The following is a 25,518-nucleotide window of genomic DNA, read 5'->3' as shown; positions in this document are numbered from 1 at the left end:
CGAACTGATGTTGCGTCTGGAGGGAAGCTCGCGAGGTTTCGAGACGCTCGCTGGCGCTCGCTCCTCAACCACCGAAATGGCTCGCGCTTTAACCCAACGCACCAACCAACAGGGGTGCTCCCTTTTCCGTAATGAACTTCCGGCTCATATGACCCTGAAGTTCAATACGAAAAATTGGGTCCCCGCCTTGTCGAGCGACGCGTGACGTAGCAAGGCAAAGCAGGTGATTCTTCCACTGAGTGGAAACCCGCAACCCGGCGTGCGGAGCAAACCAGAAACTAGGGCGACCCTGTCACCGTTGCTAGGAAGGCTCCCTCGTGCCCCACCATTCCACCCGCGTCGCCATCATCGGAGCCGGCCCCTCCGGACTGCTGCTCAGCTGGGCGCTCCGCGACGCCGGAATCGACTCGATCGTGGTCGAGAATCGCTCGCTCGACTACGTGCTCGCGCGCATCCGCGCCGGTGTTCTCGAGCAGGGCTCCGTCGAAACGCTCACCCGGCTCGGTCTCGGCGACCGGCTCCAGGCTGAAGGGATGACGCACGACGGCATCTATCTGCAGTTCGGCGGCGAGCGCCACCACGTCGACTTCAACGCGCTGATCGGTCGCACGGTCACGGTGTACGGGCAGCAGGCAGTTGTCACCGACCTCGTCGCCGCACACAACCAGGCCGGCTCCGCGATCTTCTATGAGGCGGCGGATGTGGCGGTGCACGACCTCGAGTCCGACAGCCCGCGCGTCACCTTCAGTCACGACGGTGAGGAGCACGAGATCAGCGCCGACTTCATCGTGGGGGCCGACGGTTTCCACGGCGTCTGCCGGGCGTCCATCCCGACCGACCAGATCGAACTCCACGAACGCGCGTACCCGTTCGCCTGGCTCGGAATCCTCGCCGACGTCGCGCCGTCGTCGGACGAGCTCATCTACGCGCTGCACGACGATGGTTTCGCCATGCACTCGATGCGTTCACCGCAGGTCTCCCGGTTCTACCTGCAGGTCGACCCGACCGACGACATCCAGAACTGGTCGGATGCCCGCATCTGGCAAGCCCTGCAGACCCGGCTCGGCCTGCCCGGCTGGACCCTGCACGAGGGAACGATCACCGAAAAGTCGATCACCCCGATGCGCAGCTTCGTGGCCTCGCGGCTGCGGTATCGCAGCCTGTTCCTGGTCGGCGATGCCGGTCACATCGTGCCGCCGACCGGGGCCAAGGGCCTCAACTCGGCGATCTCCGACGTGACCCAGCTGGCCGCCGCGCTGGTCGAGCACTACGCCGGAGACGACACCAAGCTTGACGGCTACAGCGAGGAGGCGCTCGCCCGGCAGTGGCGTGTGCAGCAGTTCTCGCAGTGGATGACCGAAATGCTGCACCGGCACCCGGCCGAAGGCGCTTCGGGCGCAGAGGCCGCCGCATTCGACTACCGCAGCCAGCTCGGCCAGCTCGACTACGTCACACATTCCCTGCACGCGCAGCGGAGCCTGGCCGAGCAGTACACGGGCCTGCCGCTGTAGCTCGCACGGTGCCGAGCGTCGCCGTTCGTGCCGAGAATCGTCGCTCCAGAGGCGATTCTCGGCGAGCCGGTCGCGCTAGCCGCCCACGCCGAGGTTGATGTAACCGAGGTAGCCGCTCGCCGTCGGCTCGATCGTCAGCAGCTGATTCTTCTGCGTGATGATGTTGTCGGTTCCGCTGCCCGCCGAACCGCCATTGAAGGTGTCCCGCCCGGTGTGCTCGCTGTACGGAGCCGTCGCGAAAACCTGCGCGTTCTGCTCGTCGTCGAAGGCCACCTGGGCGGTCAGCACCGTCTTCTTGTCGACGTGCACTTTCAGATGGATGTGCACGGTGCGGCCCGAGTACCAGCCGGGCCAGATCGTCGTGAACTGCACGACCCCGTTCGCGTCGGCCACCTGGGCGCCCCGCAAGTACGTGCCATCGTCGCTCGGAGTGGCTTCGGAATCGCCAGACGTGTAGCTGCCGTCTGTGGTGTCGCCGGAGCCGGCCGGGGCGTCGCCCCCTGCGGGCGGTGCGCCTCCCGCGGGAGGTGCGCCGCCTCCGCCCGGCGGAGTGCCGCCGCCACCTTTCGATGCGCTCTCGAACCCCGAGTAGACGCCCCCGGCATCGCAGTGCCAGATCTCGACGACACTGTTCGGGATCGCGGCGCACGACGCGTCCCAGACGCGAAACGCGATGTCGAGCTGCATGCCCGGCCGGTCTTCGCGGAGGTCGCTCCGAATCGAATCCACGTCGAAGTAATAGGGCCCCTGCGTCACTTCCTCTGTCTCCAAACCGCAGGTGCCCACCGCATCGAGTTTGGCGACGATGTCGCCGGATGCTGTCGTGCTGGGCTGCAGGGTCGCCGAGCCCGTCGAGGTGGTCGCCGTCGCGGTTCCGCCGGCATCCGTGCTGGTGCAGGCGGCGAGCAGCGCGCCGATTCCGATCAAGCCGCCGAGGCCGAGGGCCCGTCGCCGGCTGACGGCGAGGCGGCTCGTCGAAACGTCCTTGTTGAGTGGTGGCATGGTTCCCTCCCGAGAATTGCTGGACAAGCGAGATGAGCTGAGGGAGTCAACCGTGGCGGTCTACTCTCGGCGCCACCTGTCGAAATCCGATGAGCGAGCGATGAGAGAGGCAGACGGGGCGCGTCGCGCGACCTTCACCTGACATCCGACACCCTAAGCTCATGCATCATGGATGCAACGGCGCAGACTCTTCCTCGACGCACGATCGCCGCGTACGCGATCGGTTCTCTCGGCACCGGCGGCTTCGCCACCCTGCCCGGACTCGTGCTGGTCTATTACCTCACCGACACACTGGGTATCGCAGCTCTGGCGGCCGGTCTCGTCGTGACCCTGGCCAAGATCTGGGATGTCGTGATCGACCCGGTGATCGGCGCCCGCAGCGATCACAGCCTGAAGGCCACCGGGTCGCGCCGCCGTTTCATGCGACTCGGCGGCTTGCTGCTTCCGATCTTCTTCATCCTCACCTTCGCGGTTCCGGCCGGACTCGACTCCGTCCCCTCGGTGATCTGGGTGACCCTCGCCTTCCTGCTCTGCGCCACCGCATTCAGCCTGTTCCAAGTGCCCTACATCGCGCTGCCCGCCGAACTCGCCCAGAGTTACGACGACCGCACTCGTCTGCTCACCTGGCGGGTGGTCGTGCTCGCTCTGGCCATCCTGCTCTTCGGTGCCGGCGGGCCGCTGCTGCGCAGCGCGAGTTCCGACCCTCGTCTCGGCTACCTCCTCATGGCCGTGGTCGCCGGTCTGGTCATCGGCATCGGGATGCTCGTCTCGGCCACGGTCGCGCCCCGGGGCCGGCCGGAGCTGCGCCCGCAGCCCGCCGCCGGCGTCGGTCACAACTACCGGGCCAGCATCGGAGTGCTTCGCCGCAGCCAGCCATTTCGCGCCCTACTCGGAACCTTCGTGTTGCAGGGGCTGGCCACCGGGCTGATGCTCGCGGGAGCTCAATATGTGGCGACCTGGGTTCTGCACTCCGAGGATGCGGTCACCTATCTGTTCATCGCCCTGATCGCCCCGGCGCTGTTCCTCGCCCCGGTCTGGGGGCGCATCGCACGGCGCTGGGGCAAGGAGCGCTCGTTCGCCTGGGCGAGCATCCTGTTCGGCGTGGCCGCGCTCAGCATGGTCGCCCTGATCTGGGCACCCGGCGACTGGGTCTATCTGCCGGTCGCGCTCGCCGGGGCGGCCTACGCCGGCATGCAGTCACTGCCGATGGCGATGCTTCCCGACGTGATTTCGCACGATGCCCGGCGGAACGGCGACGGAAGCGCCGGGCTCTTCGGCGGCGTCTGGACGGCCGGCGAGACAACCGGCATGGCGCTCGGCGCGACGGCCCTGACCGTCGTCTTGGCGGCGTCCGGCTACATCGTGTCGGCCGGCAACGCTGCGGTGACCCAGCCGACGAGCGCCGTCGTCGGCATCGTGCTGAGCTTCAGCCTGGTGCCGGCCGTGCTCATGCTGGCCAGCCTGTTCACGCTCGCTCGTTACCGCCTGCGCAAGAGCGACATCGATGCCCCGATCCCGACCGTGGAGGTTCACCCATGACCGATCTGACCGATCTGACTAACGCTGCTGACCGCGCCGACCGCGCCGAGCTGACTGAGCTGACCGAGCAGTCGCGGGAGATCCTCGCCCGGCTCGAGCTGTTGCGCGCCCAGGATGCGCCGACGCACGGCGGCCGCGTGCTCTCCTACGTCTACGACTCAGGTCTGGCCGAACTCGACGAGTTGGCGGCGCAAGCGATCCGCATCATGCAGCCGGTCAACGGACTCGACCCGACGACGTTTCCGTCGGTCGCGAGCATGGAACGCGACGTGATCGGCTTCGCCCGACGGATGCTCGGCGGCGATCCCACTCGAACCGGCGCAGACGACGACGCAGCCACGGCGACAGGTGCCGACACGGAGATCGTCGGCAGCGTCACCACGGGCGGCACCGAGAGCTGCCTGCTCGCGGTGAAAACCTCCCGCGACGTCTGGCGTGCCGCGGGCGGACAGGGCTCCCCGCGCCTGCTCGCCCCGGTCACCGTGCATGCCGCATTCCACAAGGCAGCCCACTATTTCGGGCTCGAACTCGACCTCGTGCCGGTCGACTCCGACGGGCGGGTCTCCGCCCACGATCTGATCGCACGGTTCGGCCCCGACGTGGCCCTGGTCGTCGTCTCGGCGCCGGCCTATCCGCACGCGAGCCTCGACCCGGTGGCCGAGGTCGCTGCCGCGGCATCCGCGGCCGGAATCGCCTGCCACGTCGACGCCTGCATCGGCGGCTGGGTGCTGCCCTGGTGGGGGAGCGATCTGCCCGCCTGGAACTTCGAAGTTCCCGGCGTGACCAGCATCTCGGCCGATCTGCACAAGTTCGGCTACGCCCCGAAGGGCGTTTCGGTGCTGCTGCAGCGCGGTCGGGACCGGCAGCGCGCCCAGTATTTCGCAACGAAACGCTGGCCCGGCTACCCCGTGGTCAACCCGACAATGCTCGGCTCGAAGTCGGCCGGCGCCCTTGCGGCGGCCTGGGCGATCATCCAGCGGCTGGGCGACGACGGGTTCGCGCGCCTGAGCGCCTCGTGTCGCCGGGCGACGGATGCGCTCACGACCGCCGTCAACGCGATCGACGGGCTCCGCGTGGTCGGTTCGCCGGTCGGACCGCTGTTCGCCGTCGCGACCGACGAGTCGGTGCCGGCCGAGCGCCGCGTTGACCCGCACATCTGGGCTGACCGGGTGAAGCAGCTCGGCTGGTTGCTGCAGCAGCAACCCGGGCTCGATCAGTCGGGGCTGGGGGCAGGCGACGCGGTGCAGCTCCCTGCGACGACACACCTGACGATCACTCCCGTGACCGAGTCGGTGCTGTCCGAGCTGATTCCCGTACTGGTGCAGGCCGCCGACGAGGTGCGGGGTGCCGGCCCGATCGACCTGATGCAGCTGCTCGGAGCGATTCCGGGGGTGGCCGACGTGCTTGCAACCGCGGCCGGAGCTCATTCAGGCACGCCTGTCGGTTCGGGCGGGTTGTCGTCTGCACAAGCCTTCGGAGTGCTCAGCCAGCTCGGCATCGGACGTGGCGACTCCGCGCTTCCCGATCAGATGGCCCCGTTGCTCACACTGATCGAGGCGTTGCCCGCGCCGCTGACCGAGCGCCTCTTGATCGAGTTGCTCGCGCGTCTGGTGGAGCCACCTGCATCCGTTGGTTGAGCTTGTCGAAACCTCGTGAGTCAATCCTCGAAGCCGGGACGCGTCCGGAGATCGGCTCGCGAGGTTTCGAGACGCTCGCTGGCGCTCGCTCCTCAACCACCGGAATTTCCGGGAGGGGCTACTCAGGTTTAGCGAACGTCTCCATCGCCAGCACCGGAGTTCCATCGACATCCGCGAGTGACAACGCCACGCGCAGCGGGCCGAGCGCGGCCACGGAGTCGGCGTGGGTCCCACCGCACGGAATCCGCACCGTCTGTTCCGGCAGCGCACACACCCAGTAGCGGCGGTCGGTCAACCTCTCGCCGTCGCACTCGATCTGCACCGCGGCATCCGTCGTCGCCCACTCGGCGAGCGTCGCCGTGATCGCCGCTTCGATCGAGGGCAGCGCCTCGGCGATGCCCTCGGTGACGAAACCGCGCTTCCGCAGTGACTTGCCGAGCCGGTAGGTGTCGACCGACCCGTTCTCGACAATCAGCGACACGTCGATGGCCGTGCCATCGAAGTCGGGGGCTCCGAGGCCGTCGGCGCGCACCTCTTTTTTCCAGCGGTCGGCGACGGCACGATTGAGCGCGAGCGAGGCCAGGTGACAGGCGGTGTGACCAACCGAGAGCCGCGTTCGGTAGGCGGCGTCGACGACAAGTTCAACGCTGTCGCCTTCGGCGATCGCCGCATCGCCGGCCAGAAAATGCACGACGACGAAAGCCCAGCCGTCAGTGCCTTTGCCGACCGGGATGTCGCGTCCGGTGAAAAGCGCAGAACCGTCGGTGGCGCCGACGATGCAATCCACAATCGGGTACTCCGCGTCACCGACGCGCACCACGGCGCGGTCGGGACCCTGATCCGGCCAGCCGACGTCGACGGGGTGCACACAACTCGTGTCGAGAAGCACGGCCTGTCGGCCATCGGCCTGCGGCTCAACGTGCAGAACGTGTGCTGTGGCGGTCAGAGCACCGGCCGGGTAGCTCACGAGCGTGTCGATCAGTGGAAAGGTCATGAAATACGGGTCCCGTCGAAATCAGCGGCAGCGGTGTAAAACACGGATGCTGCCACGACGAGCGTGGCAGCATCCGGTGAAACATGGTTCAGATCGGCTAAGCCTTGCGGGCCTTTGACGAGGTCTCGTCGGACTTCGCCTTCTTGTCGGCGCGCTTTTCCTTCAGGGAGCGATCTGCGCTCTTCTTGCCGGCTTCTTTCTTGGGGGACTTGTCAGCCATCTGTACTCCTTCATCCGAGCCTCATCGGCAGCGTTCACTTGACCATACGCGGGATCGCACAAAAGATCATCTTGCACGCGCCGATGTGCGCCATCGGCCGCGGCCGCGTGCAGGTGCGCGCGCCCTGTCGCTTCGAGCCGGGCAGACGTAAGCTGTGCCCAGAAATCACGAGCAGCCTGCCAGCCGGCTGCACTCAGCGAAGGGCCGACATCATGAACGAACGCGCCACGTACAAAGCGGTACTGCTCGGACCGAACCCGATCGGATCCGGCGAACCCATTGAACTGTTCTTCGTCGACGGCAAGCACCAGGAGACGGTCGTCGTCTCGGTCGATGAAGACGGCGAAACCATCACCCGTCGCTACCGCAAGGGCGCCGAGACGACGGAACCGATTCCCTATCGTTTCGTCGAGGAGACCGACAGCGATTCGCCGCCGAGCGTGCAGAACTAACTGACAGTGAACGCACCGGTGCAGCCGGCCGAGGAGCAATTCGACCTGATCGTGGTCGGCGGCGGCAAAGCCGGCAAGACCCTCGCGATGGATCTCGCCCAGGCCGGACGCCGGGTCGCCATGGTCGAGCGGGAGATGATCGGCGGCAGCTGCATCAACGTCGCCTGCATTCCGACGAAATCGTTGGTGGCCAGCGCCCGGCTGCTCGGGGTGCTGCGCCGCGCCGATTCCCTCGGCGTGCACGTCGGTGACTCCCACGTCGACCTGGAGTTGCTGCGCGCGCACAAAGAGGGAGTGGTCGGCGACATGGTCGCCCTGCACCGCGACCTCTTCGCGGCCAGCGGCATGGACTTCATCCTGGGACAGGCACGCTTCGTCGGCCCCCGTCTGGTCGAGGTGATGCCGGATGCCGGAGGCCGGCGTCTGCTCCGCGGCGAGCAGGTGGTCATCAATACCGGTACCCGGCCGAAACTGCCGGACATCCCGGGACTTGCCGACGTCGGTGCGATGACGAGCGAAGACGTGCTGCGTCTGGAATCGATCCCGCGCAGGGTTGCCGTCATCGGTGGAGGCTTCGTCGGCTCAGAACTTGCTTCGATGCTGCAGGCATTCGGCAGCGAGGTGACACAGCTCGTGCGTGGCGAGCGGCTGCTCGCCGGAGAGGAGCCCGAGACGTCGGCGGCGCTGCTGGCGTCCTTCACCCGTGAGGGGATCAAGGTGCGCCTCGGCGTCAGTGTGACGAGCGTCGCGCGCGCCGTCGGTTCCGCCCCGAATCACGCTGCAGTCGAGCACGACTCCGAGGGGACCAGCCTCGCGCTCAGTGACGCGACAGCGCTGCAGGTCGACGCGATCGTCGTCGCCACCGGGCGCCGCCYGATCACCGGCGGCCTCGGTCTCCCTGTAGCCGGTGTGGCTCTCGACGCGCGGGGCTTCGTCGTCGTCGACGACACACTGGCCACCACGGCGCCGAACACCTGGGCGGTCGGCGACGTGACCGGGCACGCCGAGTTCACCCATGCCTCGTACGACGACTACCGCATTGTGAAGGCGAACCTGACCGGTGGCTCCCGAACGACGAAGGGACGGCTGATCCCGTCTGTAGTTTTCGTCGAACCTGAAATTGCTCAGATCGGTCTGACCGAGTCGGCAGCGCTCGCGGCCGGCCATACGATCAGCGTTGCGATGCAGAAGGTGATCGCCGTTCCGCGTTCGCGCACCCTGCGCCAGACCGAGGGGTTCTGGAAGATCATCGTCGACCGCACCACCCAGCGCATCCTGGGTGCGTCGCTGGTCGGTGTCGACTCGGGCGAGGTGATTGCAGTGATTCAGGCCGCGATGCTGGCCGACGCTCCCTACACGCTCCTGCAGGATGCGATTATCGCGCACCCGACGATGGCGGAGGGGTTGACGACGGTCTTCAGCACCTTGACACCACGGCCCGGTTGATCGAGCCTGTCGAGATCCCGCGAGCCGCCCGTTGACCCCGCCGCCCCGTGCCTCGCCCATGCGGTCGCGGTGGTGGTTTCGACAGGCTCAACCACCGGATCAGGTGCGCTTCACTGTCGTGCGCGCGGCGCGGGTCAACCGCAGCGGCAGCGCCATGATCGGTCCGACGAACCGTCGCTGCAGGTTGCGCGCCGGACCCCAGACATACTGCACCAGATACTGCGCCAGGATGGCCCCGGCCGCCAGGGCCACCGCAACGGAGGCCGCGGCGAGCATGCCCATCAGCCCGTTCACGTCACCGTCGGCCACCTGCATCAGGCTGTTGAACAGAATCAGACCGGGCACGAGGGGCACGAGCGCCGAGACGATGACCACGAACGGCGGCGTGCGCACGAGCGGCGCGGCGACGGTGGCGAACAATCCGATCAGGAAGGCGCTCGCGGCCGACGCCCAGACCTGACCGAGGTCCGCGATGATGCCGGCCTGATAGAAGAACTCGGCGAGAGCACCGAGAACACAGACCACCCAGAGTGCCCGCCACGGCATCTGAACAGCGAGTGAGAACCCGATGACGATCACGACGGCCGCCAGCAGCAGAATCGGTAGCTCGAACAGCGACGGGATGTTGAAGTCGATACGGAGGCGCAGGCCGAGCCGGGCCAGGATCGCGGTGGCCCCGGCCACCCCGGTCACGAGACCGGCGGTGATGAGAACCGCTTCGACCAGGCGCGCGGTTCCGGTGATGTAGAAGCCGGAGAGTGTGTCGTGCACCGCGCCGAAGATCGTCACCCCGGCCAGCAACATGATGATGGTGGCCACGACGACGAGCGAGGGATTCGCCCCCGGGTCGATGAGGTGAACGATTGCGGCGGCGACGGGGCCGATCGCACCGCCGACCACGGTTTGGTAGAACACCGGCACCTTGCGGTGAGCGAGAGCGCTGGTCAGCAGGTCGACGAAGAAGGTGGCGATGAATGCCGCGATCATCACCGTGACACCGCCGCCGAGCAGCAGGGCGGCGCCGGCACCGACGAGGCTCCAGCCGAGACGCCGCACGAACACGGACACCAGGGGCTTCGAACTGACGATTGTCGCGAGTCGCTTCCGCGCGACGGCGACATCCATCGGCGACTCGATCAGCTCGGCGATGAGCTCAGACGTCTCGGACAACTTCGTGTAGTCGAGGTTTCGAAACTTGACGTTGCGGCTGCGCGAGATGGTGTCGTGAGTGGCCGGGTTCTCGAAGGTGAGCGTGATCAGGGTGTGGGTGATGTCGGCGTCGATACCCTTGAGCCCGTAGGCGCGGGTCACGCCCTGCATCGCGGCGACCGCATCTTCGGCGCCGGCGCCGGCGGCGAAGATCACTTCGGCCAGGCGCATGGTGAGGTCGAGAACGGCCCGGGCATACAGAGCGTCGATCTGGATCGCGCCAGTGTGCTCACTCATTGAGCGGGCCAAGCCAAGCCGTCGCCACCGTGGCATGCGCCGACTCCGCGTCGGAGGGGTGGAAGATGCCGGCGAGCACGTCGCGGTACAGCCGGCCCAGCTCGTTGCCGGCGAAGTACGACGAACCGCCCGACACCCGCAGCGCCTGGTCGACGACATGCTTGGCGTTCTCGGTGGCCCGGTGCTTCAGGCCGGCCAGCTGGGCAAACCACTGCGATCCGCGATTCTCCTGAACGTCGACGGCCCGGGCCAGATCACGAATCTGGGGGTAGATGGCATCCATCGCCATGGCCGCGTCGGCGATGCGCCACCGGATGTCGGGATCCTGCGACAGCGCCCGCCCATCGTTCTTCAATGAGGTGCGACGCCCGGCTGCCGTGACGGCCAGCTCAAGTGCGCGCCGGCCGATGCCGGTGTAGACGGAGGCCAGCAGGATTTCGAAGGTCGCGAAAATACTGAAAATGAGCGGGTCGGCGTTGGGGCCGGGGTCGAGTGTGCGGAACACCCGGTCGGGCCGGGCGTACGCGCCGTCGAGCACCGTCGACTGGCTCTGGCTGGCCCGCATGCCGAGGGTGTTCCAGTCGTCTTTCTGGCTGACACCCGACTCGCCGCGATCGATGAACGCCCAGACGATCTTCGGAGCGTCAGGGCTGGAACTGTCGAGGCCCATCGTGCCGAGGCGGGTCCAGGCGGGGGAGAGCGAGGTGAAAATCTTCGTGCCGGTGAACCGGTAGCCGCCGTCGTCCTGGGGCTGGGCATCCGTCTTCGAGCCGAACAGAACCAGGTCGTTGCCTGGCTCGCTGACACCGAAGCCGAAGATCTCGCCCTGGCCGGCCTCGTCGAGCAGAAAGGTCAGCGCGTCGTCGCCGCGGTTGCGTAGGGCCAGCGCGACGCCGGTCCAGACCAGGTGCATGTTCACCGCGAGAGCCGTGGCAGGGGCATGGGCCGCGAGTGCGATCTGCGCCTCAGTGACCTGTTCCAAGGTGGCGCCGAGGCCACCGAATTCAACCGGTACGAGTGCCCGCAGGTAGCCGGCCTCGGCCAGGTCGGCCAGATCTTCGGTGAAGAACTCATTGGCGTCGTCGTAGCCGGCCGCGCGCCCGCGAATGCCGAGAAGCAGATCGTCGCTCAGCAGACGAGTGCCGGGGAGGGGCGCGGTTGTGTTCACAGTGACCAGCCTAGTTTTCTGCCGGACTCTTGACGTGCTTCAGGGCCGAATTCGTCGAAGGAGCACCGGCAGCCGGGGCATTGGTGATCGAATTACAGTGCGGCGTCTCAGATTCCAGACGGCTTCTGGCCGAAACGCACGATTCGGCGTTCACCGGGTGTCGACAATGTCCGTAGTCGATATGTTCATCGGCGTGCTGAGACAGGACACCGATGTCAGAGAAACTCCTCATCGATTGCGACCCCGGCATCGACGACGCGATCGCCCTCATGATCGCCCAGGCGCATCCCGCCTGCAACATCGTCGCAGTGACCACGGTCTCCGGCAACCAGACCATCGACAAGGTCACCAGCAACGCGCTGCGCCTGGCCGAGCTGTTGCGCCTGGACGATGTGCCGATCGCCGCCGGCGCCGCTCAGCCGCTCGTGCGTGACGCCGTTCACGCGGATGTCCACGGCGAAACCGGCCTGGGCGGATGGGAGCTGCCGCACACGGGCCGCCGTGCGAGTGACCGCGCTGCCGTCGACGTCATTCTCGACACGGTGCGGGGCAACCCGGCCGGAACGATCACCCTGGTGGCGATCGGACCGCTCACCAACATCGCACTGGCGCTGCGCAGCGACCCGACGATTGCAGAGCGGTTCAAGCAAATCGTGATCATGGGCGGCGCGGTGAACGCCGGCAACATCACTCCGACCGCGGAGTTCAATTTCTACGCGGATGCCGAAGCCGCCGACGAAGTGCTGCGCTCGGGCGGCAACATCGTGATGCTCGGCCTCGATCTCACTTGGCAGTCTGCGGTTCCGCAGAACGTGCTGGCGGAGATCGGCACCCTGACCAGTCCTGTCGCCCGCGCGGTCGAGGCGTGGCTCGACTTCTATGCGCTCGGCGAGATCACGCCCGGAGAAGACGGGCCGTCAATCCACGATGCCTGCGCCGTGGCTTACGTGATCGACCCGCGACTGGTGACGACGGAGAGGGCTTGCGTGCTGGTGGAGACGCAGGGCCGGTGGACCTATGGATCCTCAGTCGTCGACCGCGACTTCAGCTTCGAACAGCCGGAGAACGTGAGCCTCGGCACGGTGCTGGATCGCGACGGGTTCTGGCGCCTGGTCGTCGACTCGTTGCGCCGGTACGAGAGCTAGACGAGCGGGGCGTCGCGCGGGGATTCGGGGGTCGCGGGCGGCGTCGCATGCGGTGCTGCGCTCGGTGTCGCATCCACCGTTGCAGGCGGCGTCGCATCCGGTTTCGCACCAGGCGTCGCATCCGCCGGGCCGGTCGGCGGGCCCCGACGCTTGCGCCGAACCCCCCGCACGATCAGCAGCACGACGGCGGCAATCACGCCGAGCGCGATCAGCCACGGCAGCGCGTAGCCGAGTGCCACGAGCAGCCCGGCGCCGGCGGCGATGAGCGCAGAAAAGCCGGCTGCGATCGCGCCCCAGAAATCGGTGGGGGAGCCCGGCGCGAGCACGCCTTCGGCGGTCAGATCGAGGGTGATCGTCGAGTACTCGATCTGGTCAGAGAGAAAGGTGCGCTGGGAGATGAGCCCCTCCAGCTCTGCCTGCCGCTGGGCGAGTGCACTTTCGATGGCGATGAGGTCCGTGGTGTTCGTCGATGTCGACATCATCGTGAGCAGCCGGTCGACCGAGGTGCCGAGCGACGTGATGCGGGCATCCAGATCGACGCTCTGCTGGGTGACATCCGCGCTGCTGAGCGACACCACCTTCACCGCGCCGAGTTTCTTCAACTCGGTGAGTGTGTGATCGAGCGCGGTCGTCGGGATTCGCAGGGTCAGGCTCGCACTCGCCGGCTGGTTGTCGGTGCCCGGGTTTTCGGTGCGACTGTCGATGCGGCCGTCGGCCTGCTCGGTAATGGTCACCGCGTCGTGGGCGGCACGGATCGGATCCTCGACGGTGATCGACACCGACCCGGTGGTGATCACGTCCCGCCCGGTCACCGACTTGTCGGCAAAGTTCGGGATCGTGGCCGGAGCCGCTCCATCGGCCATCCCGGTCACGCCGGGCGGCACCGCCATCTCACCGCTTCCGACACTGGCACGGCTACCGGTGTCGCCGGAGCTGGTGCATCCGGCAAGTGCGATCGCCGCCAGCAGGGCAGTGGCGGCAAGCACAGTTCGTCTCATGGCCCCACACTAGGGGGCAGTCTGAGGCCCATGTCTGCGTGATCTCTGGGAGTCCGATCACAATCAGGTCTCGGTGGCGCCGGTGCGACGTAGTGTCGAAGGGTCGGCCTCGCACATCCGGCCGACGCCACCAAGAATGCGCCACAAGCGCTCACGAGGAGGACAACATGGGAATCGCTGACGATGCCAAGGATGCGCTCGACGCAACCGGTAAGAAGATCGGCCAGGTGGTCGATGACACGAAAGAAAAGATCGCCGACACGGTCGACGAAATGAAAGCCGACGCCGAGGTGAAGAAAGCAGAGGCCGGCGTGAAGAAGGCCGAGGCCGAACGCGACGCGACACATGCCAAGAACGAGTACAAAGAGAACTTGCGCGGCGATAATTGACGAATGACTGAGCTGGTGCCGCCGACGACGTCGAGAGAACTTCGTCGGCGGCGCCCGCCGCTTCTGCACATCGCTCACGACGAGGGCGAAGGCCCGGTGGTGATTCTGGTTCATGGAATCGCGTCGTCGTCGGTCACATTTCGAAAACTCATTCCGCTGCTGGTCTCCCGGCACCGTGTGATCGCCATCGACATCCTCGGATTCGGCCAGTCTCCGGCGCCGGCCGACAGCGAGTACAGGCTCGAAGATCACGTCGACTCGCTCGACGTCACGATCCGATCGCTGAACCTCCGCGAGCCGTACACTCTCGTCGGCCATTCTCTCGGCAGCCTGATCGTGTCGCGGCTGGCTGCTGTCGAGCTCTCCCGCGGTGTCGCCTGGTTGCGCTGGCTGCGACCGGCGCGACCCTCGCATGTCGTCTTGGTCGGGCCGCCGGTGTACGTCGCTCCATCAGAGATCGGCGATTATCGGGTGCGAGCCCTGGTTGACGCCTATCTGAAGGCCTACAACTTTCTGCGCGCGAACAAGGAATTCACGATACGAAACGCCGGGATCATCTCGAGGCTGCTTCCCAAGGGACTCTTCGAGGTGACGGAAGAGAACTGGACACCGTTCGTCAAATCGCTCGAGCACTGCATCGAGTCGCAAACGCTGGTCAGTGACATTGCAGCGCTACGGGTGCCGGTCGATGTGGTCTACGGCTCGCTTGACGCATTCATCGCGCCCGGCAGCATGACGGTCATCGAGCGGATGCGCCACGTCACGATGCATCGAGTCGAAGCGAACGACCACATCGTCCGCAAACGTTTGGCCAGGGTGATCGCCCGGGTGATCGACCCGGAGGTGGAGCCGGTCTCGCCGGCCGCCTCGTCAGGAGTCGGGCCGCCGGTCTGACGGCGTGAGGGGCATCGGTGGACGGCGGTGGGGGAGGCCCCGCGACTCGCTAGCATGGTGCCATGCAGAATCGCACCCTCGGACGCACCGGCCGTACTGTCTCAGTGATCGGCCTCGGAACCTGGCAACTCGGCGCCGATTGGGGCGACGTCACGGAGGCCGATGCGACGGCCGTGCTCGCCGCATCCGTTGACGCCGGCGTCACCTTCTTCGACACTGCCGACGTCTATGGCGACGGCCGCAGCGAGCAGATCATCGGCAGCTTTCTGGCCAAGACGGATGCCCAAATCACCGTGGCGACGAAGATGGGCCGCCGCGTCGACCAGATTCCCGAGAACTATGTGCTCGACAACTTTCGGGCCTGGACCGACCGATCGCGTGCCAACCTCGGTATGCCGACCCTGGATCTCGTGCAGCTGCACTGCCCGCCGAGCGCCGTGATCGACTCCGGCGAGGTCTATGACGCGCTCGATACCCTCGTCGCGGAGGGCGCCATCGCCCACTATGGCGTCAGCGTCGAGACCTGCGACCAGGCGCTGTCGGCGATTGCACGACCGAACCTGGCCACGGTGCAGATCATCCTCAACGCGTTCCGGCTCAAGCCGCTCGACGAGGTACTCCCCGCCGCGCAGGCAGCCGGCGTCGGGATCATCGCCCGGGTACCGCTCGCCAGCGGTCTGCTGACCGGAAAGTACACGCGCGAGACGGCGTTCGCCGCCAACGACCACCGCAACTACAACCGTGACGGCAGCCACTTCGACGTCGGCGAGACGTTCTCCGGCGTCGACTATGAGGTGGGCCTGCAGGCGGCGACGGAGTTCTCCGAGCTGGTGGCCACGCTTCCCGTGTCGGTCACTCCCGCCCAGGCGGCATTGGCCTGGGTTGCGCAGCTTCCCGGCGTGAGCTCGGTCATCCCCGGCGCGCGCAGCGTGACGCAGGTCGAAGCGAATGCGGCAGCCGGGGCGCTCGCGCCGCTGGGCGACGCGTTCACCGCCGGGGTGCGTGACATCTACGACCGGTTGCTGCGGGCCGAAATCCACCCGCGCTGGTAGTCGGCGCGAGTCACTTCCGTCTGCCCTGCCATCCCGCGCGGTGTATCCCCGCTGGCGCGCGCTCTACCCCGCGCCCACCGGGCCACCCCGCGCCAGGACTGTGCATCGCCCCAATCGTGGCCAGCCGGTTCTCGACTAGTCGATCGTGTCGGGGTCTTTGCCGGTGCGCGAGCCCACGTCGAGCTGTGCGATGGCCGCGTGATCGGCAGCATCCAGGGTGAAATCGAACACGTCGAGGTTCTCGGCGATGCGCACGGGTGACACCGATTTCGGAATGACAACGTTGCCGAGTTCGACGTGCCAGCGCAACACGACCTGCGCCGGAGTCTTGCCGTAGCGGGCGCCGATCGTCGCCAACGCCTCATTGTCGAGCAAGCGACCTCGCGCCAGCGGTGACCAGGCCTCGGTGAGGATGCCGTGGGCCGCGTCGTAGCGTCGCAGCTCGGTTTGCGCGAGTTCGGGGTGCAGCTCGATCTGGTTGATCGCCGGAACCACATCCGTTTCGGCGAGCAAGCGATCGAGGTGGTGCGTGTGGAAGTTGGAGACGCCGATCGAGCGTGCCCGGCCGTCGGCCTGGAGACTCTCGAGTGCGCGATAAGTCTCGACGTACCGGTTCTGGCGGGGTGCCGGCCAGTGGATGAGGTAGAGGTCGACGTAGTCGAGACCGAGTTTGTCGAGGCTCTCGTCGAACGCGCGGAGCGTCTCGTCGTAGCCGTGCCGGTCGTTCCAGACCTTGGTGGTCACGAAGAGCTCGTCGCGTGGCACATCGGAGCGCGCGATTCCGGCGCCGACGCCGCGCTCATTCTCGTAGAGTGCCGCGGTGTCGAGGTGACGGTAGCCGGCTTCGAGCGCGACCTGCACGGTGTCGCTGGCCTCGTCATCCGCAACCTTGTAGACGCCCAGCCCGAGCTGGGGGATGCGGTGTCCGTCGTTCATGAGCAGCAGGGGCGAAGTAGTCATCCTTCAACCGTAATCCCGTCCGCCGCAGGGCGTGATAGACAATCCCGGCGCGGTGTATCCCGGTGGGCGCGGGGTAGAGCGCGCGCCAGCGGGGAGACACCGCGCCGAGATGAGAAGGTGTGCGAGTTAGGTGACCACTGCGACGGCTTCAGTGTCCGGGATCGGGCTGGCGTCGCGGCCACGCAGGTCGGGGTGCCAGCGCTTGCCCACCGTCGGAATGATGACTCCGAGCAGGGCGAAGCCCGTCGCCGCAAGAATTGCCGCGGTAGCGCCGTAGTGGTCGATGGCGAAACCGGCGACCGCCGAGCCGAGCGCCGCACCGATCAGCTGGCCGGTGCCCACCCAGCCGTAGGCCTCCGCGGTCTCGGAGAACCTCACGCTGGCTGAGACGATTCCAAACAGCACGGCAAAGGCGGGGGCGATGCCGAGGCCGGCAATGAACAGTGTGGCGGAGAGCCACCAGAAGTTGAGGGAGATGCTGGCCAGCCCGACGCCGATCGTGACGATGATCATGCGGGTGGTCAGTGCCCACGGACCGATCGGCGTGTGCCCGAGCGCGAGGCCGCCGACGAGGGAACCGACTGCGAAGATCGCCAGCACCAAACCGGAATCTCCGCTGCCATGGCCGAATGCGGCGACGACGCCCGCCTCGACCGACGCGCAGGCGGCGACGAGCACGAATCCGACGATGGTGCTGAGCAAAACGGCGGGCCGTTTCAGCACGGCGCCGATCTTGCGTTTGCTGCGCGGGATGCGAACCCGCCCGACCTCGGGCAGCGAGACGAACCAGACGCCGCCGCCGACGAGGAACACCGCGGCGAGCAGGATGCCGGCCACGCTGCTGACCTGGATGGCCACGAAGGTCGCGACAACGGGCCCGACCACCCAGATGATCTCCTGCGCCGACGCATCGAGGGAGAAGAGCGGAGTGAGCTGCTTGGAGTTGACGAGCTTCGGGTAGATCGTGCGCACCGCCGGCTGGATCGGCGGCATCGACAAGCCGGCGATGAAGCCGACGGCCAGAAGGGGCACGATCGGGAGCGACACCAAAGCCATCACGACGATGGCGACGGTGCAAATGCTGAGCGTGACGGAGATCACCAGGCGCATGCCCCAGCGGCCCATCAGCCTGCTGGTGGCCGGCCCGGCGATGGCCTGGCCGATGCTCATGGCGCCGAGCACGAGACCGGCGGCTCCATAGGAGCCATAGGCCTGCTCGATGTGAATCAGAAACGCGAGCGAGAGCATCCCGAACGGAAAACGGGCAGTGAGCTGGGCGGCGAGGATACGACCGACCCCCGGTGTCTTCAGGAGGTCCAAGTAGCTGCGCACGATCTGACAAGTCTATTGCCGCGCCGGACGCTTTCGGAAGCGAGCGGAGCGGAGGGTGCGCGCCACTTCCGGCAGCACGGCGGGAAACGGGGTGCGTACTGACTGTGGCATTCTGGACATGATTCGACACGGCCCGTTGCGGCGTCAGGTGACAATTCCGTGACAACTCAGGGCTCACGGTGCCATTCGCCCCTAATTAGGGGGATAGTTGTGAGAATCAAAAACCATTCTGGCGCCCATTCGACATCGGGGCCCAGTCACTTAGCTCTTCCGGATGCGCCCGAGCCAACCCGGGCGCGCAGAATGTGGTGTCCAAAACGTTATTGACGCAAAGAATCGGCGTTCCGTCGATGTTATATGCTCGACCTCGTCACTGCCCTTCATGGATTTCAAAGACGAACCAGAATCAACCCGACTCGAAGAAGGTTTAACAATGCGCGCAAGATTTGTAATTCCGGCCCTTGCGGCCGCAGCCGCCCTCATGCTGACAGGTTGCGTTGACAACTCAACGCCGTCGGCCGGCGGCTCCACCGAATCCGCCGGCAGCGGGATCACCAAGGATGACGCCGCCGCGGCACTCGTGCCCGACGACATCGCCAGCACCGGCAAGCTCGTCATCGGAACGGATGCGGCCTACCCGCCGAACGAATACAAGGACACGGCGGGCGCGCCGATCGGTTGGGGCATCGAGCTCTCGAACGGCATCGCCGCGAAGCTCGGCCTGAAGCCCGAGTACCAGATCGCCAGCTTCGACAACATCATCCCGAGCATCACCGGTGGCAAGGTCGACATGGGCGAGTCCTCGTTCACCGACAATGCCGAGCGGGAGAAGCAGGTCGACTTCGTCAACTACTACAACGCCGGCATCCTCTGGGCGTCGCAGGTCGGCAAGAAGATCGACCCCGACAACGCCTGTGGCCTGACGGTTGCCGTGCAGTCGAACACGGTTGAAGACACCGACGAGCTTCCCGCGAAGAACGAAGCCTGCCTTGCCGCCGGCAAAGCGGCAATTGAGGTGCTGCCCTACGACTCTCAGGAAGAAGCCACCAACGCAGTGGTTCTCGGCAAGGCCGACGCGCTCAGCGCCGACTCCCCGGTCACGCTGTACGCGATCTCGAAGACTGGCGGCAAGCTTGAGCCGGCCGGCGAGGCATTCGACGTGGCGCCTTACGGCATGACCGTGAACAAGGGCTCCGAACTGACCAAGGCCGTGCAGGCTGCGCTGCAGTCCATGGTTGACGACGGCAGCTATGGCAAAATTTTGGAAGCATGGGGTGTCACCGATGGTGGCATTGAGACCATCACGATCAACGCTGCAACGAACGGCTAGTAAATGACCAACTCTGTAGTAAACCGTCCGGCGGGGGATAATCCGCCGGACGGCGACCGTTCACCGGCGCCGATCAAGGCGATCCGGTTGCGGCATCCGTGGCGCAATGTTTTCGCAGTGGTGCTGCTTATCCTCGTGGCGCTGTTCATCCTTGATGCCGCTCAGCGGCCGGCTTTCGACTGGCCGTCGGTCGGCAAGTATCTCTTTGATCAGCGTGTCACCCAGGCCGCATTTGTGACGCTTCAGCTCACGGTGTACTCGATGGTGATCGCGATCATCCTCGGTGTGGCGCTTGCAGTGATGCGTCTGTCGCCGAACCCCGTGGTGAAGAGCATCGCCTGGGTCTACCTCTGGATCTTCCGTGGTACCCCGGTCTACGTTCAGCTCGTGTTCTGGGGCCTGCTCTCGATCATCTACCAGTCGATCGACCTCGGGCTTCCGTTCCAGGAACCGTGGGTGTCCATCGAGACCAAGGTCGCGCTCAGCACCTTCGCCCTGGCGATCATCGGGCTCGCATTGAACGAGGCCGCGTACATGGCTGAGATCGTGCGTGCCGGGTTGCTCTCGGTCGATCCTGGTCAGGATGAAGCGGCAACAGCGCTCGGAATGAGCTGGCTGCAGACGATGGTGCGCGTCATCATCCCGCAGTCGATGCGCGTCATCATTCCGCCGACTGGCAACGAAGTCATTTCAATGCTGAAAACGACATCGCTGGTCACCGCCGTACCTTTCACCTTCGACTTGTACACGCGCACGCGGGACATCTCGGCCGAGACGTTCAACCCGATCCCGCTACTGATTGTCGCGTCGCTCTGGTACCTGTTCTTCACCTCGATTCTGATGGTGGGCCAGTACTTCTTGGAGAAGCGTTTCGCGCGCGGCGTGGGTGAGCGTCGCCCCGACCGCAAGGTGGGCGACCAGACCGGTTCCGTGACGGGCACGCTGCCCATCGCCGGTGCCGGTCAGCCGACGGTCATCCTGCCGCCGAAGCGTGACGATTCAACAACCAACGGTGACGGAGGCCTGCGATGACAGACCCACTGATTCATATTCCCGACACCAGTGTCGACACTCCGATGGTGCTGGCCGACTGCGTTTCGAAGAGCTTCGGCTCCAACGAAGTGTTGAAGAGCATCTCGCTTGAGGTCAAGCGCGGCGAGGTCATGTGCCTCGTCGGCCCGTCGGGCTCCGGCAAGTCGACATTCCTGCGCTGCATCAACCACCTCGAGGTTCTCTCGGCCGGTCGGTTGAGCGTCGACGGTGACCTCGTCGGCTATCGCGAGGCGAACGGAAAACTGTACGAACTGCACCCGAAGGAAGCGTCGAAGCAACGTCGCGACATCGGGATGGTGTTCCAGCGGTTCAACCTGTTCCCGCACATGACCGCACTTGAGAACGTCATGGAAGCTCCGATCAGAGTGAAGCGTCAGTCCAAGGCCGTGGTGAAGGAGCGTGCTCTCGCGTTGCTCGCCCGCGTCGGGCTGGCCGATCGGGCCGACTACTACCCGGCGCACCTCTCGGGCGGTCAGCAGCAGCGCGTGGCAATCGCCCGTGCACTTGCCATGGAACCGAAGCTCATGCTGTTCGATGAGCCGACCAGCGCGCTCGACCCCGAACTCGTCGGCGAAGTCCTCGACGTGATGAAGGGCCTGGCCGCATCAGGCATGACCATGATCGTCGTCACCCACGAGATGGGCTTCGCGCGCGAAGTCGCCGACTCGCTGGTGTTCATGGATGGCGGAGTGGTCGTCGAATCCGGCGACCCGCGTGAGGTGCTGAGCAACCCGCAGCACCAGCGCACGCAGGCGTTCTTGTCGAAGGTTCTCTAAGAACCTCGGTGGTTGAGGAGCAGCCGACGGAGTCGGCCGCGTCTCGAAACCTCGTGAGCCGGTCTTCGGACGCAACCTGCGTTCGAGGGTCGGCTCGCTTTGGTTTCGAGACGCGTGCTCGCAGGCTCGCGCGCTCCTCAACCACCGAGATTTAGCCGGCCAGCGCCTTCTGGATCCGCTGCAACGAGACGGACTCCGCCGCCTTGAGCTCCTGCGCGAAGAGACTGATCCGCAGCTCCTCGATCATCCAGCGCGCACGCACCAGATTCGCCGGGGCATCGGCTGCGAGCGGGATCGTGCCACCGGCATCCGTGAACTTCGCCAGTGCCGACTGCACCTCGTTCATCCAGACGCGGTCACGTCCGGGGTTGTCCTGCAGTTTCTGGATGCGTGCCGAGATGCCGCCGAGATAGCGCGGCAGGTGACGCAGCTGGCTCAGCCCCGTGGCGCTGACGAATCCGGGATAGACGAGCCCGTCAAGCTGCGCGCGCGCATCGCCGAGTGGTGCGAGCAAGGCCATGCTCGTCGCGGCTTTGAGCGCCTTTTCTGCCGCGCGCGACGCGGTCAGAATGCGGGCGACGAGCCCGACGGTCTCGAACATCGTGTCCATCACCACGCCCGAAACCCGGTCGCGGATGGTGTCGAACTCGGCCTTCATGAACACCTGGCCGTCGGGGCGAATCCGGTAGAGAACGTCGTTGACCGCCGCGCTCAGGCAATCGTCGAAGAGCGCCGGTGTGCTGCGGTACGGGCTGGTCGCCAGCGACATCTTCTCGGTGCCGGTCAAATGCTGCTGCACATAGGCGACCGGTGACGGAGTGGCCAACAACAGCAGCCGGCGCACTCCGCCGGGCAGGGTGCGCGACTGCTCGGCCTCGGTGCTCATCAGCCTGATCGCCACCGAATCGCCCTCGTCGATCAGCGTCGGGTAGGCCCGAATCGTGTTGCCGCCCTGCTTGGTGTCGATGAAACGAGGAAGCTCGCCGAAGGACCAGGTCGTCAGCCCCGACTTCTCGATCGCGTTCGGGGCGGCGGCGACGGATGCGGCGGCCACGCTTTCGCGGGCTTTCCCGCCGAGGCGACGCTGCAGCTCCCGCAGATCCTTGCCGGAGTCGACCGTGCGTCCGCGCTCGTCGACCACCCGGAACGTCATCTGCAGGTGCTGCGGGATGCGGGACAGGTCGAAATCACTCGCCGTGACAGGCACGTGCGTGAGGCGTTTGATCTGGGCGGCGAGGAGTTCGACGAAGCTCTCGGTTCCGGTGGTTGAGCTTGTCGAAACCGCGCGCGTGGTCTCGACAGGCTCGACCACCGAAATCGGAATCTCCTTATTCAGGCGCGCAGCCCAGTCCGCCGCCGGCACGACGTTGCGGCGGATCGCCTTCGGCAGCGACTTGATCAGAGCGGTGATGAGGTCGACCCGGAACCCGGGCACCTGGCCGTCGAAGCCGGCGGGGGAGAGCCGCGCCAGCAACGCGAGCGGAACCTGCACCGTCACGCCGTCATCCGCCGAGCCCGGCTCAAACCGGTAGCTGAGCGCGAACCGCTGGTCCCCCTGCTGCCAGACCGGCGGAAACAGCGACTCGTCGATCGCCGGGGTGTCCTCGGCGACGAGGGTCTGCGGAGTCATCGTCAAGAGGTCGGGGGTGTCGACGCGCGCCTTGCGCCACCAGGACTCGAAGGTGCGCGTGGAGCAGACATCCGCGGGAATCCGCTTGTCGTAGAACTCGAACACGGCCTCGTCGTCGAACAGGATGTCCCGGCGACGGGTGCGCTCCTCAAGCTCGGCCAATTCGGCGCGCAGCTTCTTGTTCTCCCGGTCGAACGCCGACAAGCGGCGGTCGACGCGGTCGAGGTCCCACTCGCCCTCGACCAAGGCCTGGCGAATGAAGAGGTCTCTGGCGTAGATCGGGTCGACGCGGCTGAACTGGATACGACGCTTCTGGATGATCGGCACCCCGTAGAGGGTGACCCGCTCGTAGGCGACGACGGCACCCTGGTTCTTCTCCCAGTGCGGCTCAGAATAGTTGCGCTTGACCAGGTCGCCGGCGAGCGGTTCGGCCCAGGCCGGGTCGATCGCGGCGTTCATCCGGGCGAACAGCCGGCTCGTCTCGACGAGCTCGGCGCTCATCACCGCGGCGGGCTGTTTCTTCGCCAGCGCGGAGCCGGGGAACACCACGAAACGCTGCTGGCGGGCGCCGACGTAGTCCTTCTTCGCCGTGTCTTTCAGACCGAGGTGCGAGAGCAAGCCGGCGAGCAGCGAACGGTGGATGCCGTCGGGGTTGACGCTCGGATCGCCCAGGTGCAGGCCGAGCGGCTTGGCGAGCTGGCGCAACTGGCGGTAGACATCCTGCCACTCCCGCACGCGCAGATAGTTGAGGTACTCGGTCTTGCAGAGACGCCGGAAGGCGCTGGAACCCAGCTCACGCTGCTTGTCTTCGAGATAGTTCCAGAGGTTGAGCAGGGTGAGAAAGTCGCTGGTGGGGTCGTTGAATTTGGCGTGATGCTCGTCGGCCTGCTGGCGGCGTTCGAGCGGGCGCTCGCGCGGATCCTGAATGGTCAGACCGGCCACGATCGCGAGCACCTCGCGGCTGGTGCCCTGCGCCTTGGACTCGACGACCATGCGGCCAAAGCGTGGGTCGATCGGCAGCTTCGCGAGCTGATGGCCGACCCGGGTGAGCTTCGCACCCCGTTGGTCGAGCTTGTCGAGACCCACCGCATTGTCGATCGCCGGGTTGCCGGTTTTCGGGGCACGTCTCGACAGGCTCGACGACGAGGTGAGCGCTTCGACGGCGCCCAGTTCGGTGAGCAGGTCGAGGCCGTCTTTGATGCCGCGCGAGTCGGGCGGCGTGAGAAACGGGAAGGCGGCGATGTCGCCGAGGCCCAGCGAGATCATCTGCAGGATGACCGCGGCCAGGTTGGTGCGCAACACCTCGGGTTCGGTGAACTCGGGTCGACGTGTGAAGTCTTCTTCGGAGTACAACCGGATGGCGATGCCGTCGCTCGTGCGGCCGCTTCGGCCGGAGCGCTGGTTGGCCGACGCCTGCGAGATCGCCTCGATCGGGAGCCGTTGCACCTTCGAGCGCACGCTGTAGCGGCTGATCCGGGCGGTGCCGGCATCGATCACATAGCGGATGCCCGGAACGGTCAGGCTGGTCTCGGCAACGTTCGTCGCGAGCACGATCCGGCGGCGCACGCCGGCCACGGTCGACGGCTGGAAGACGCGGTGCTGCTCAGCCGAGGAGAGACGGCCATAGAGCGGGAGCACCTCGGTCGGGCTGGTGCGCGACGACGACGCGTACTTTCCCTGCAACGCGTCGGCGGCATCCCGGATCTCGTTCTCACCGGAGAGAAAGACGAGCACATCGCCGTTGGACTCGCGCTCGAGTTCGTCGAGAGCCGCGCTGATGCCTTCGATGTAGTCGCGGTCGACGGCCGGGGCGGCATCCGTCGTGGCGCCGTCGGTGGCCGAGTCGTCATCGGCGAGCACCGCCTCGGCGACGAGAGGGCGGTAGCGAATTTCAACCGGGTAGGTGCGGCCCGAGACCTCGACGATGGGCGCCGGTTTGCCGTTGGCATCGGCGAAATGTTCGGCGAAACTCTGCGGGTCGATGGTCGCCGAGGTGATGATGAGCTTCAAATCAGGGCGCTTGGGCAACAACTGGCGCAGGTAGCCGAGCAGAAAGTCGATGTTGAGGCTGCGCTCGTGGGCCTCGTCGATGATGATCGTGTCGTACTTGCGCAGCAGTTTGTCGCGGTGCATCTCGTTCAGGAGGATGCCGTCGGTCATCAGCTTGATCTTGGTGTTGGCGCCGACCTTGTCGGTGAAGCGCACCTGGTAGCCGACGAGTTCGCCGACCTCTTGGCCGAGTTCTTCGGCGATGCGTTCCGCGATGGTGCGGGCGGCGAGCCGGCGCGGCTGGGTGTGGCCGATGGACTCGCGGCCGATCTCCATGCAGATCTTCGGCAGCTGGGTGGTCTTGCCGGAGCCGGTGGCGCCGGCGACGATCACGACCTGGTTGTCGCGGATGGCGCGGCCGATGTCGTCCTTCCGCTGGCTGACCGGAAGTTCAGGGGGGAAGGTGATCTGCACGGGAATCATGAGCCTTCCATCGTATTGCCTGGCGGGTGCTTCGGTGGCGACCCCTTCGTCGATCGGGGAGCGGCCTGAGCG

The 25,518-nt window shown here is 66.2% G+C and carries 21 protein-coding genes; 12 read left to right on the top strand and 9 right to left on the bottom strand.

Annotated elements, in window-relative coordinates; genetic code table 11:
* The first annotated feature begins 317 nt into the window (after window positions 1-317).
* Window positions 318-1,511 carry a 4-hydroxybenzoate 3-monooxygenase gene (locus AB4Y63_RS05900; RefSeq protein ID WP_441790112.1) on the top strand — a complete coding sequence of 398 codons (1,194 nt, stop codon included), beginning with the start codon at window positions 318-320 and terminating at the stop codon, window positions 1,509-1,511.
* A 75-nt stretch (window positions 1,512-1,586) separates the two neighbouring features.
* On the opposite strand, the gene AB4Y63_RS05895 is transcribed toward AB4Y63_RS05900, so the two are convergent.
* Complete coding sequence (locus AB4Y63_RS05895) at window positions 1,587-2,513, bottom strand: hypothetical protein (RefSeq protein ID WP_441790111.1); 927 nt, start codon at window positions 2,511-2,513, stop codon at window positions 1,587-1,589.
* Window positions 2,514-2,681: 168 nt separating this feature from the next.
* Here AB4Y63_RS05895 and AB4Y63_RS05890 point away from each other — a divergent pair, with 168 nt between their 5' ends.
* Window positions 2,682-4,052, top strand: a complete 1,371-nt coding sequence (locus AB4Y63_RS05890; RefSeq protein WP_441790110.1) for an MFS transporter — start codon at window positions 2,682-2,684, stop codon at window positions 4,050-4,052.
* Window positions 4,049-5,689 carry a pyridoxal phosphate-dependent decarboxylase family protein gene (locus AB4Y63_RS05885; RefSeq protein ID WP_441790109.1) on the top strand — a complete coding sequence of 547 codons (1,641 nt, stop codon included), beginning with the start codon at window positions 4,049-4,051 and terminating at the stop codon, window positions 5,687-5,689. Before AB4Y63_RS05890 ends, AB4Y63_RS05885 begins: the two co-directional genes overlap by 4 nt.
* A gap of 118 nt (window positions 5,690-5,807) precedes the next feature.
* Here the strand turns inward: AB4Y63_RS05885 and AB4Y63_RS05880 are convergent, their stop codons facing one another.
* Complete coding sequence (locus tag AB4Y63_RS05880; RefSeq protein ID WP_441790108.1) at window positions 5,808-6,683, bottom strand: metal-dependent hydrolase; 876 nt, start codon at window positions 6,681-6,683, stop codon at window positions 5,808-5,810.
* Between the two features lie 97 nt (window positions 6,684-6,780).
* Window positions 6,781-6,903 (bottom strand): hypothetical protein, encoded by a 123-nt coding sequence (locus AB4Y63_RS05875; RefSeq protein WP_345068747.1) that lies wholly within the window; start codon window positions 6,901-6,903, stop codon window positions 6,781-6,783.
* 212 nt (window positions 6,904-7,115) lie between these two features.
* On the opposite strand from AB4Y63_RS05875, the gene AB4Y63_RS05870 reads away from it, so the two are divergent.
* On the top strand, window positions 7,116-7,355 hold the full coding sequence (locus AB4Y63_RS05870) for a hypothetical protein (RefSeq protein ID WP_441790107.1): 240 nt from the start codon (window positions 7,116-7,118) through the stop codon (window positions 7,353-7,355).
* 6 nt (window positions 7,356-7,361) lie between these two features.
* Window positions 7,362-8,801, top strand: a complete 1,440-nt coding sequence (locus AB4Y63_RS05865; protein WP_441790106.1) for a dihydrolipoyl dehydrogenase family protein — start codon at window positions 7,362-7,364, stop codon at window positions 8,799-8,801.
* Window positions 8,802-8,900: 99 nt separating this feature from the next.
* On the opposite strand, the gene AB4Y63_RS05860 is transcribed toward AB4Y63_RS05865, so the two are convergent.
* Together AB4Y63_RS05860 and AB4Y63_RS05855 are read right to left on the bottom strand one after the other, a co-directional pair.
* Window positions 8,901-10,247, bottom strand: a complete 1,347-nt coding sequence (locus tag AB4Y63_RS05860; protein WP_441790105.1) for a threonine/serine ThrE exporter family protein — start codon at window positions 10,245-10,247, stop codon at window positions 8,901-8,903.
* Window positions 10,240-11,415 carry an acyl-CoA dehydrogenase family protein gene (locus AB4Y63_RS05855; protein WP_441790104.1) on the bottom strand — a complete coding sequence of 392 codons (1,176 nt, stop codon included), beginning with the start codon at window positions 11,413-11,415 and terminating at the stop codon, window positions 10,240-10,242. Before AB4Y63_RS05855 ends, AB4Y63_RS05860 begins: the two co-directional genes overlap by 8 nt.
* A gap of 212 nt (window positions 11,416-11,627) precedes the next feature.
* Between AB4Y63_RS05855 and AB4Y63_RS05850 the strand changes: the two genes are divergently transcribed.
* Window positions 11,628-12,560, top strand: a complete 933-nt coding sequence (locus tag AB4Y63_RS05850) for a nucleoside hydrolase (RefSeq protein ID WP_441790103.1) — start codon at window positions 11,628-11,630, stop codon at window positions 12,558-12,560.
* Here the strand turns inward: AB4Y63_RS05850 and AB4Y63_RS05845 are convergent.
* On the bottom strand, window positions 12,557-13,558 hold the full coding sequence (locus AB4Y63_RS05845) for a DUF4349 domain-containing protein (RefSeq protein WP_441790102.1): 1,002 nt from the start codon (window positions 13,556-13,558) through the stop codon (window positions 12,557-12,559). The genes AB4Y63_RS05850 and AB4Y63_RS05845 overlap by 4 nt on opposite strands.
* Window positions 13,559-13,725: 167 nt before the next feature.
* On the opposite strand from AB4Y63_RS05845, the gene AB4Y63_RS05840 reads away from it, so the two are divergent.
* The 3 genes from AB4Y63_RS05840 (at window position 13,726) to AB4Y63_RS05830 (ending at window position 15,893) form a co-directional block, all read left to right on the top strand.
* Window positions 13,726-13,947, top strand: a complete 222-nt coding sequence (locus AB4Y63_RS05840) for a hypothetical protein (RefSeq protein ID WP_441790101.1) — start codon at window positions 13,726-13,728, stop codon at window positions 13,945-13,947.
* A gap of 3 nt (window positions 13,948-13,950) precedes the next feature.
* A complete protein-coding gene (locus AB4Y63_RS05835; RefSeq protein WP_441790100.1) occupies window positions 13,951-14,841 on the top strand; it encodes an alpha/beta fold hydrolase in 891 nt (296 codons plus the stop codon).
* Window positions 14,842-14,903: 62 nt separating this feature from the next.
* On the top strand, window positions 14,904-15,893 hold the full coding sequence (locus tag AB4Y63_RS05830; RefSeq protein ID WP_441790099.1) for an aldo/keto reductase: 990 nt from the start codon (window positions 14,904-14,906) through the stop codon (window positions 15,891-15,893).
* Window positions 15,894-16,028: 135 nt separating this feature from the next.
* Here the strand turns inward: AB4Y63_RS05830 and AB4Y63_RS05825 are convergent, their stop codons facing one another.
* Both AB4Y63_RS05825 and AB4Y63_RS05820 read right to left on the bottom strand, forming a co-directional pair.
* Window positions 16,029-16,853, bottom strand: coding sequence for an aldo/keto reductase (locus AB4Y63_RS05825; RefSeq protein WP_441790098.1), 825 nt, complete (start codon window positions 16,851-16,853; stop codon window positions 16,029-16,031).
* A gap of 126 nt (window positions 16,854-16,979) precedes the next feature.
* The gene (locus tag AB4Y63_RS05820; protein ID WP_441790097.1) at window positions 16,980-18,185 is read right to left on the bottom strand and encodes an MFS transporter; all 1,206 of its coding nucleotides are present in this window, start codon (window positions 18,183-18,185) and stop codon (window positions 16,980-16,982) included.
* Window positions 18,186-18,618: 433 nt separating this feature from the next.
* Here AB4Y63_RS05820 and AB4Y63_RS05815 point away from each other — a divergent pair, with 433 nt between their 5' ends.
* The 3 genes from AB4Y63_RS05815 to AB4Y63_RS05805 are packed head-to-tail and all read left to right on the top strand — an operon-like array spanning window position 18,619 to window position 21,344.
* Entirely contained in the window at window positions 18,619-19,515 is an 897-nt protein-coding gene (locus AB4Y63_RS05815) for an ABC transporter substrate-binding protein (RefSeq protein ID WP_441790096.1), read from the top strand.
* A gap of 3 nt (window positions 19,516-19,518) precedes the next feature.
* Window positions 19,519-20,547, top strand: a complete 1,029-nt coding sequence (locus AB4Y63_RS05810) for an amino acid ABC transporter permease (protein ID WP_441790095.1) — start codon at window positions 19,519-19,521, stop codon at window positions 20,545-20,547.
* Window positions 20,548-20,591: 44 nt separating this feature from the next.
* Window positions 20,592-21,344 (top strand): amino acid ABC transporter ATP-binding protein, encoded by a 753-nt coding sequence (locus AB4Y63_RS05805; RefSeq protein ID WP_441790131.1) that lies wholly within the window; start codon window positions 20,592-20,594, stop codon window positions 21,342-21,344.
* Window positions 21,345-21,495: 151 nt separating this feature from the next.
* On the opposite strand, the gene hrpA is transcribed toward AB4Y63_RS05805, so the two are convergent.
* Window positions 21,496-25,446: an ATP-dependent RNA helicase HrpA gene (gene hrpA, locus AB4Y63_RS05800; protein ID WP_441790094.1), complete on the bottom strand. Its 3,951-nt coding sequence runs from the start codon at window positions 25,444-25,446 to the stop codon at window positions 21,496-21,498.
* Window positions 25,447-25,518: the final 72 nt, after the last annotated feature.

This window comes from Leifsonia sp. YAF41 (genome assembly GCF_052113185.1).
Classification (GTDB): domain Bacteria; phylum Actinomycetota; class Actinomycetes; order Actinomycetales; family Microbacteriaceae; genus Cryobacterium.
Note: the sequence above shows the minus strand (reverse complement) of the source record. Positions and strands in the feature narration are given on the sequence as shown.

Bases quoted from the DNA above. Each gene is read 5' to 3' on its own strand.
- AB4Y63_RS05895 (WP_441790111.1), bottom strand. From the start codon at position 2,513: ATGCCACCACTCAACAAGGACGTTTCGACGAGCCGCCTCGCCGTCAGC.
- AB4Y63_RS05890 (WP_441790110.1), top strand. From the start codon at position 2,682: ATGGATGCAACGGCGCAGACTCTTCCTCGACGCACGATCGCCGCGTAC.
- AB4Y63_RS05885 (WP_441790109.1), top strand. From the start codon at position 4,049: ATGACCGATCTGACCGATCTGACTAACGCTGCTGACCGCGCCGACCGC.
- AB4Y63_RS05880 (WP_441790108.1), bottom strand. From the start codon at position 6,683: ATGACCTTTCCACTGATCGACACGCTCGTGAGCTACCCGGCCGGTGCT.
- AB4Y63_RS05875 (WP_345068747.1), bottom strand. From the start codon at position 6,903: ATGGCTGACAAGTCCCCCAAGAAAGAAGCCGGCAAGAAGAGCGCAGAT.
- AB4Y63_RS05870 (WP_441790107.1), top strand. From the start codon at position 7,116: ATGAACGAACGCGCCACGTACAAAGCGGTACTGCTCGGACCGAACCCG.
- AB4Y63_RS05860 (WP_441790105.1), bottom strand. From the start codon at position 10,247: ATGAGTGAGCACACTGGCGCGATCCAGATCGACGCTCTGTATGCCCGG.
- AB4Y63_RS05850 (WP_441790103.1), top strand. From the start codon at position 11,628: ATGTCAGAGAAACTCCTCATCGATTGCGACCCCGGCATCGACGACGCG.
- AB4Y63_RS05845 (WP_441790102.1), bottom strand. From the start codon at position 13,558: ATGAGACGAACTGTGCTTGCCGCCACTGCCCTGCTGGCGGCGATCGCA.
- AB4Y63_RS05840 (WP_441790101.1), top strand. From the start codon at position 13,726: ATGGGAATCGCTGACGATGCCAAGGATGCGCTCGACGCAACCGGTAAG.
- AB4Y63_RS05835 (WP_441790100.1), top strand. From the start codon at position 13,951: ATGACTGAGCTGGTGCCGCCGACGACGTCGAGAGAACTTCGTCGGCGG.
- AB4Y63_RS05830 (WP_441790099.1), top strand. From the start codon at position 14,904: ATGCAGAATCGCACCCTCGGACGCACCGGCCGTACTGTCTCAGTGATC.
- AB4Y63_RS05825 (WP_441790098.1), bottom strand. From the start codon at position 16,853: ATGACTACTTCGCCCCTGCTGCTCATGAACGACGGACACCGCATCCCC.
- AB4Y63_RS05815 (WP_441790096.1), top strand. From the start codon at position 18,619: ATGCGCGCAAGATTTGTAATTCCGGCCCTTGCGGCCGCAGCCGCCCTC.
- AB4Y63_RS05810 (WP_441790095.1), top strand. From the start codon at position 19,519: ATGACCAACTCTGTAGTAAACCGTCCGGCGGGGGATAATCCGCCGGAC.
- AB4Y63_RS05805 (WP_441790131.1), top strand. From the start codon at position 20,592: ATGGTGCTGGCCGACTGCGTTTCGAAGAGCTTCGGCTCCAACGAAGTG.
- hrpA (WP_441790094.1), bottom strand. From the start codon at position 25,446: ATGATTCCCGTGCAGATCACCTTCCCCCCTGAACTTCCGGTCAGCCAG.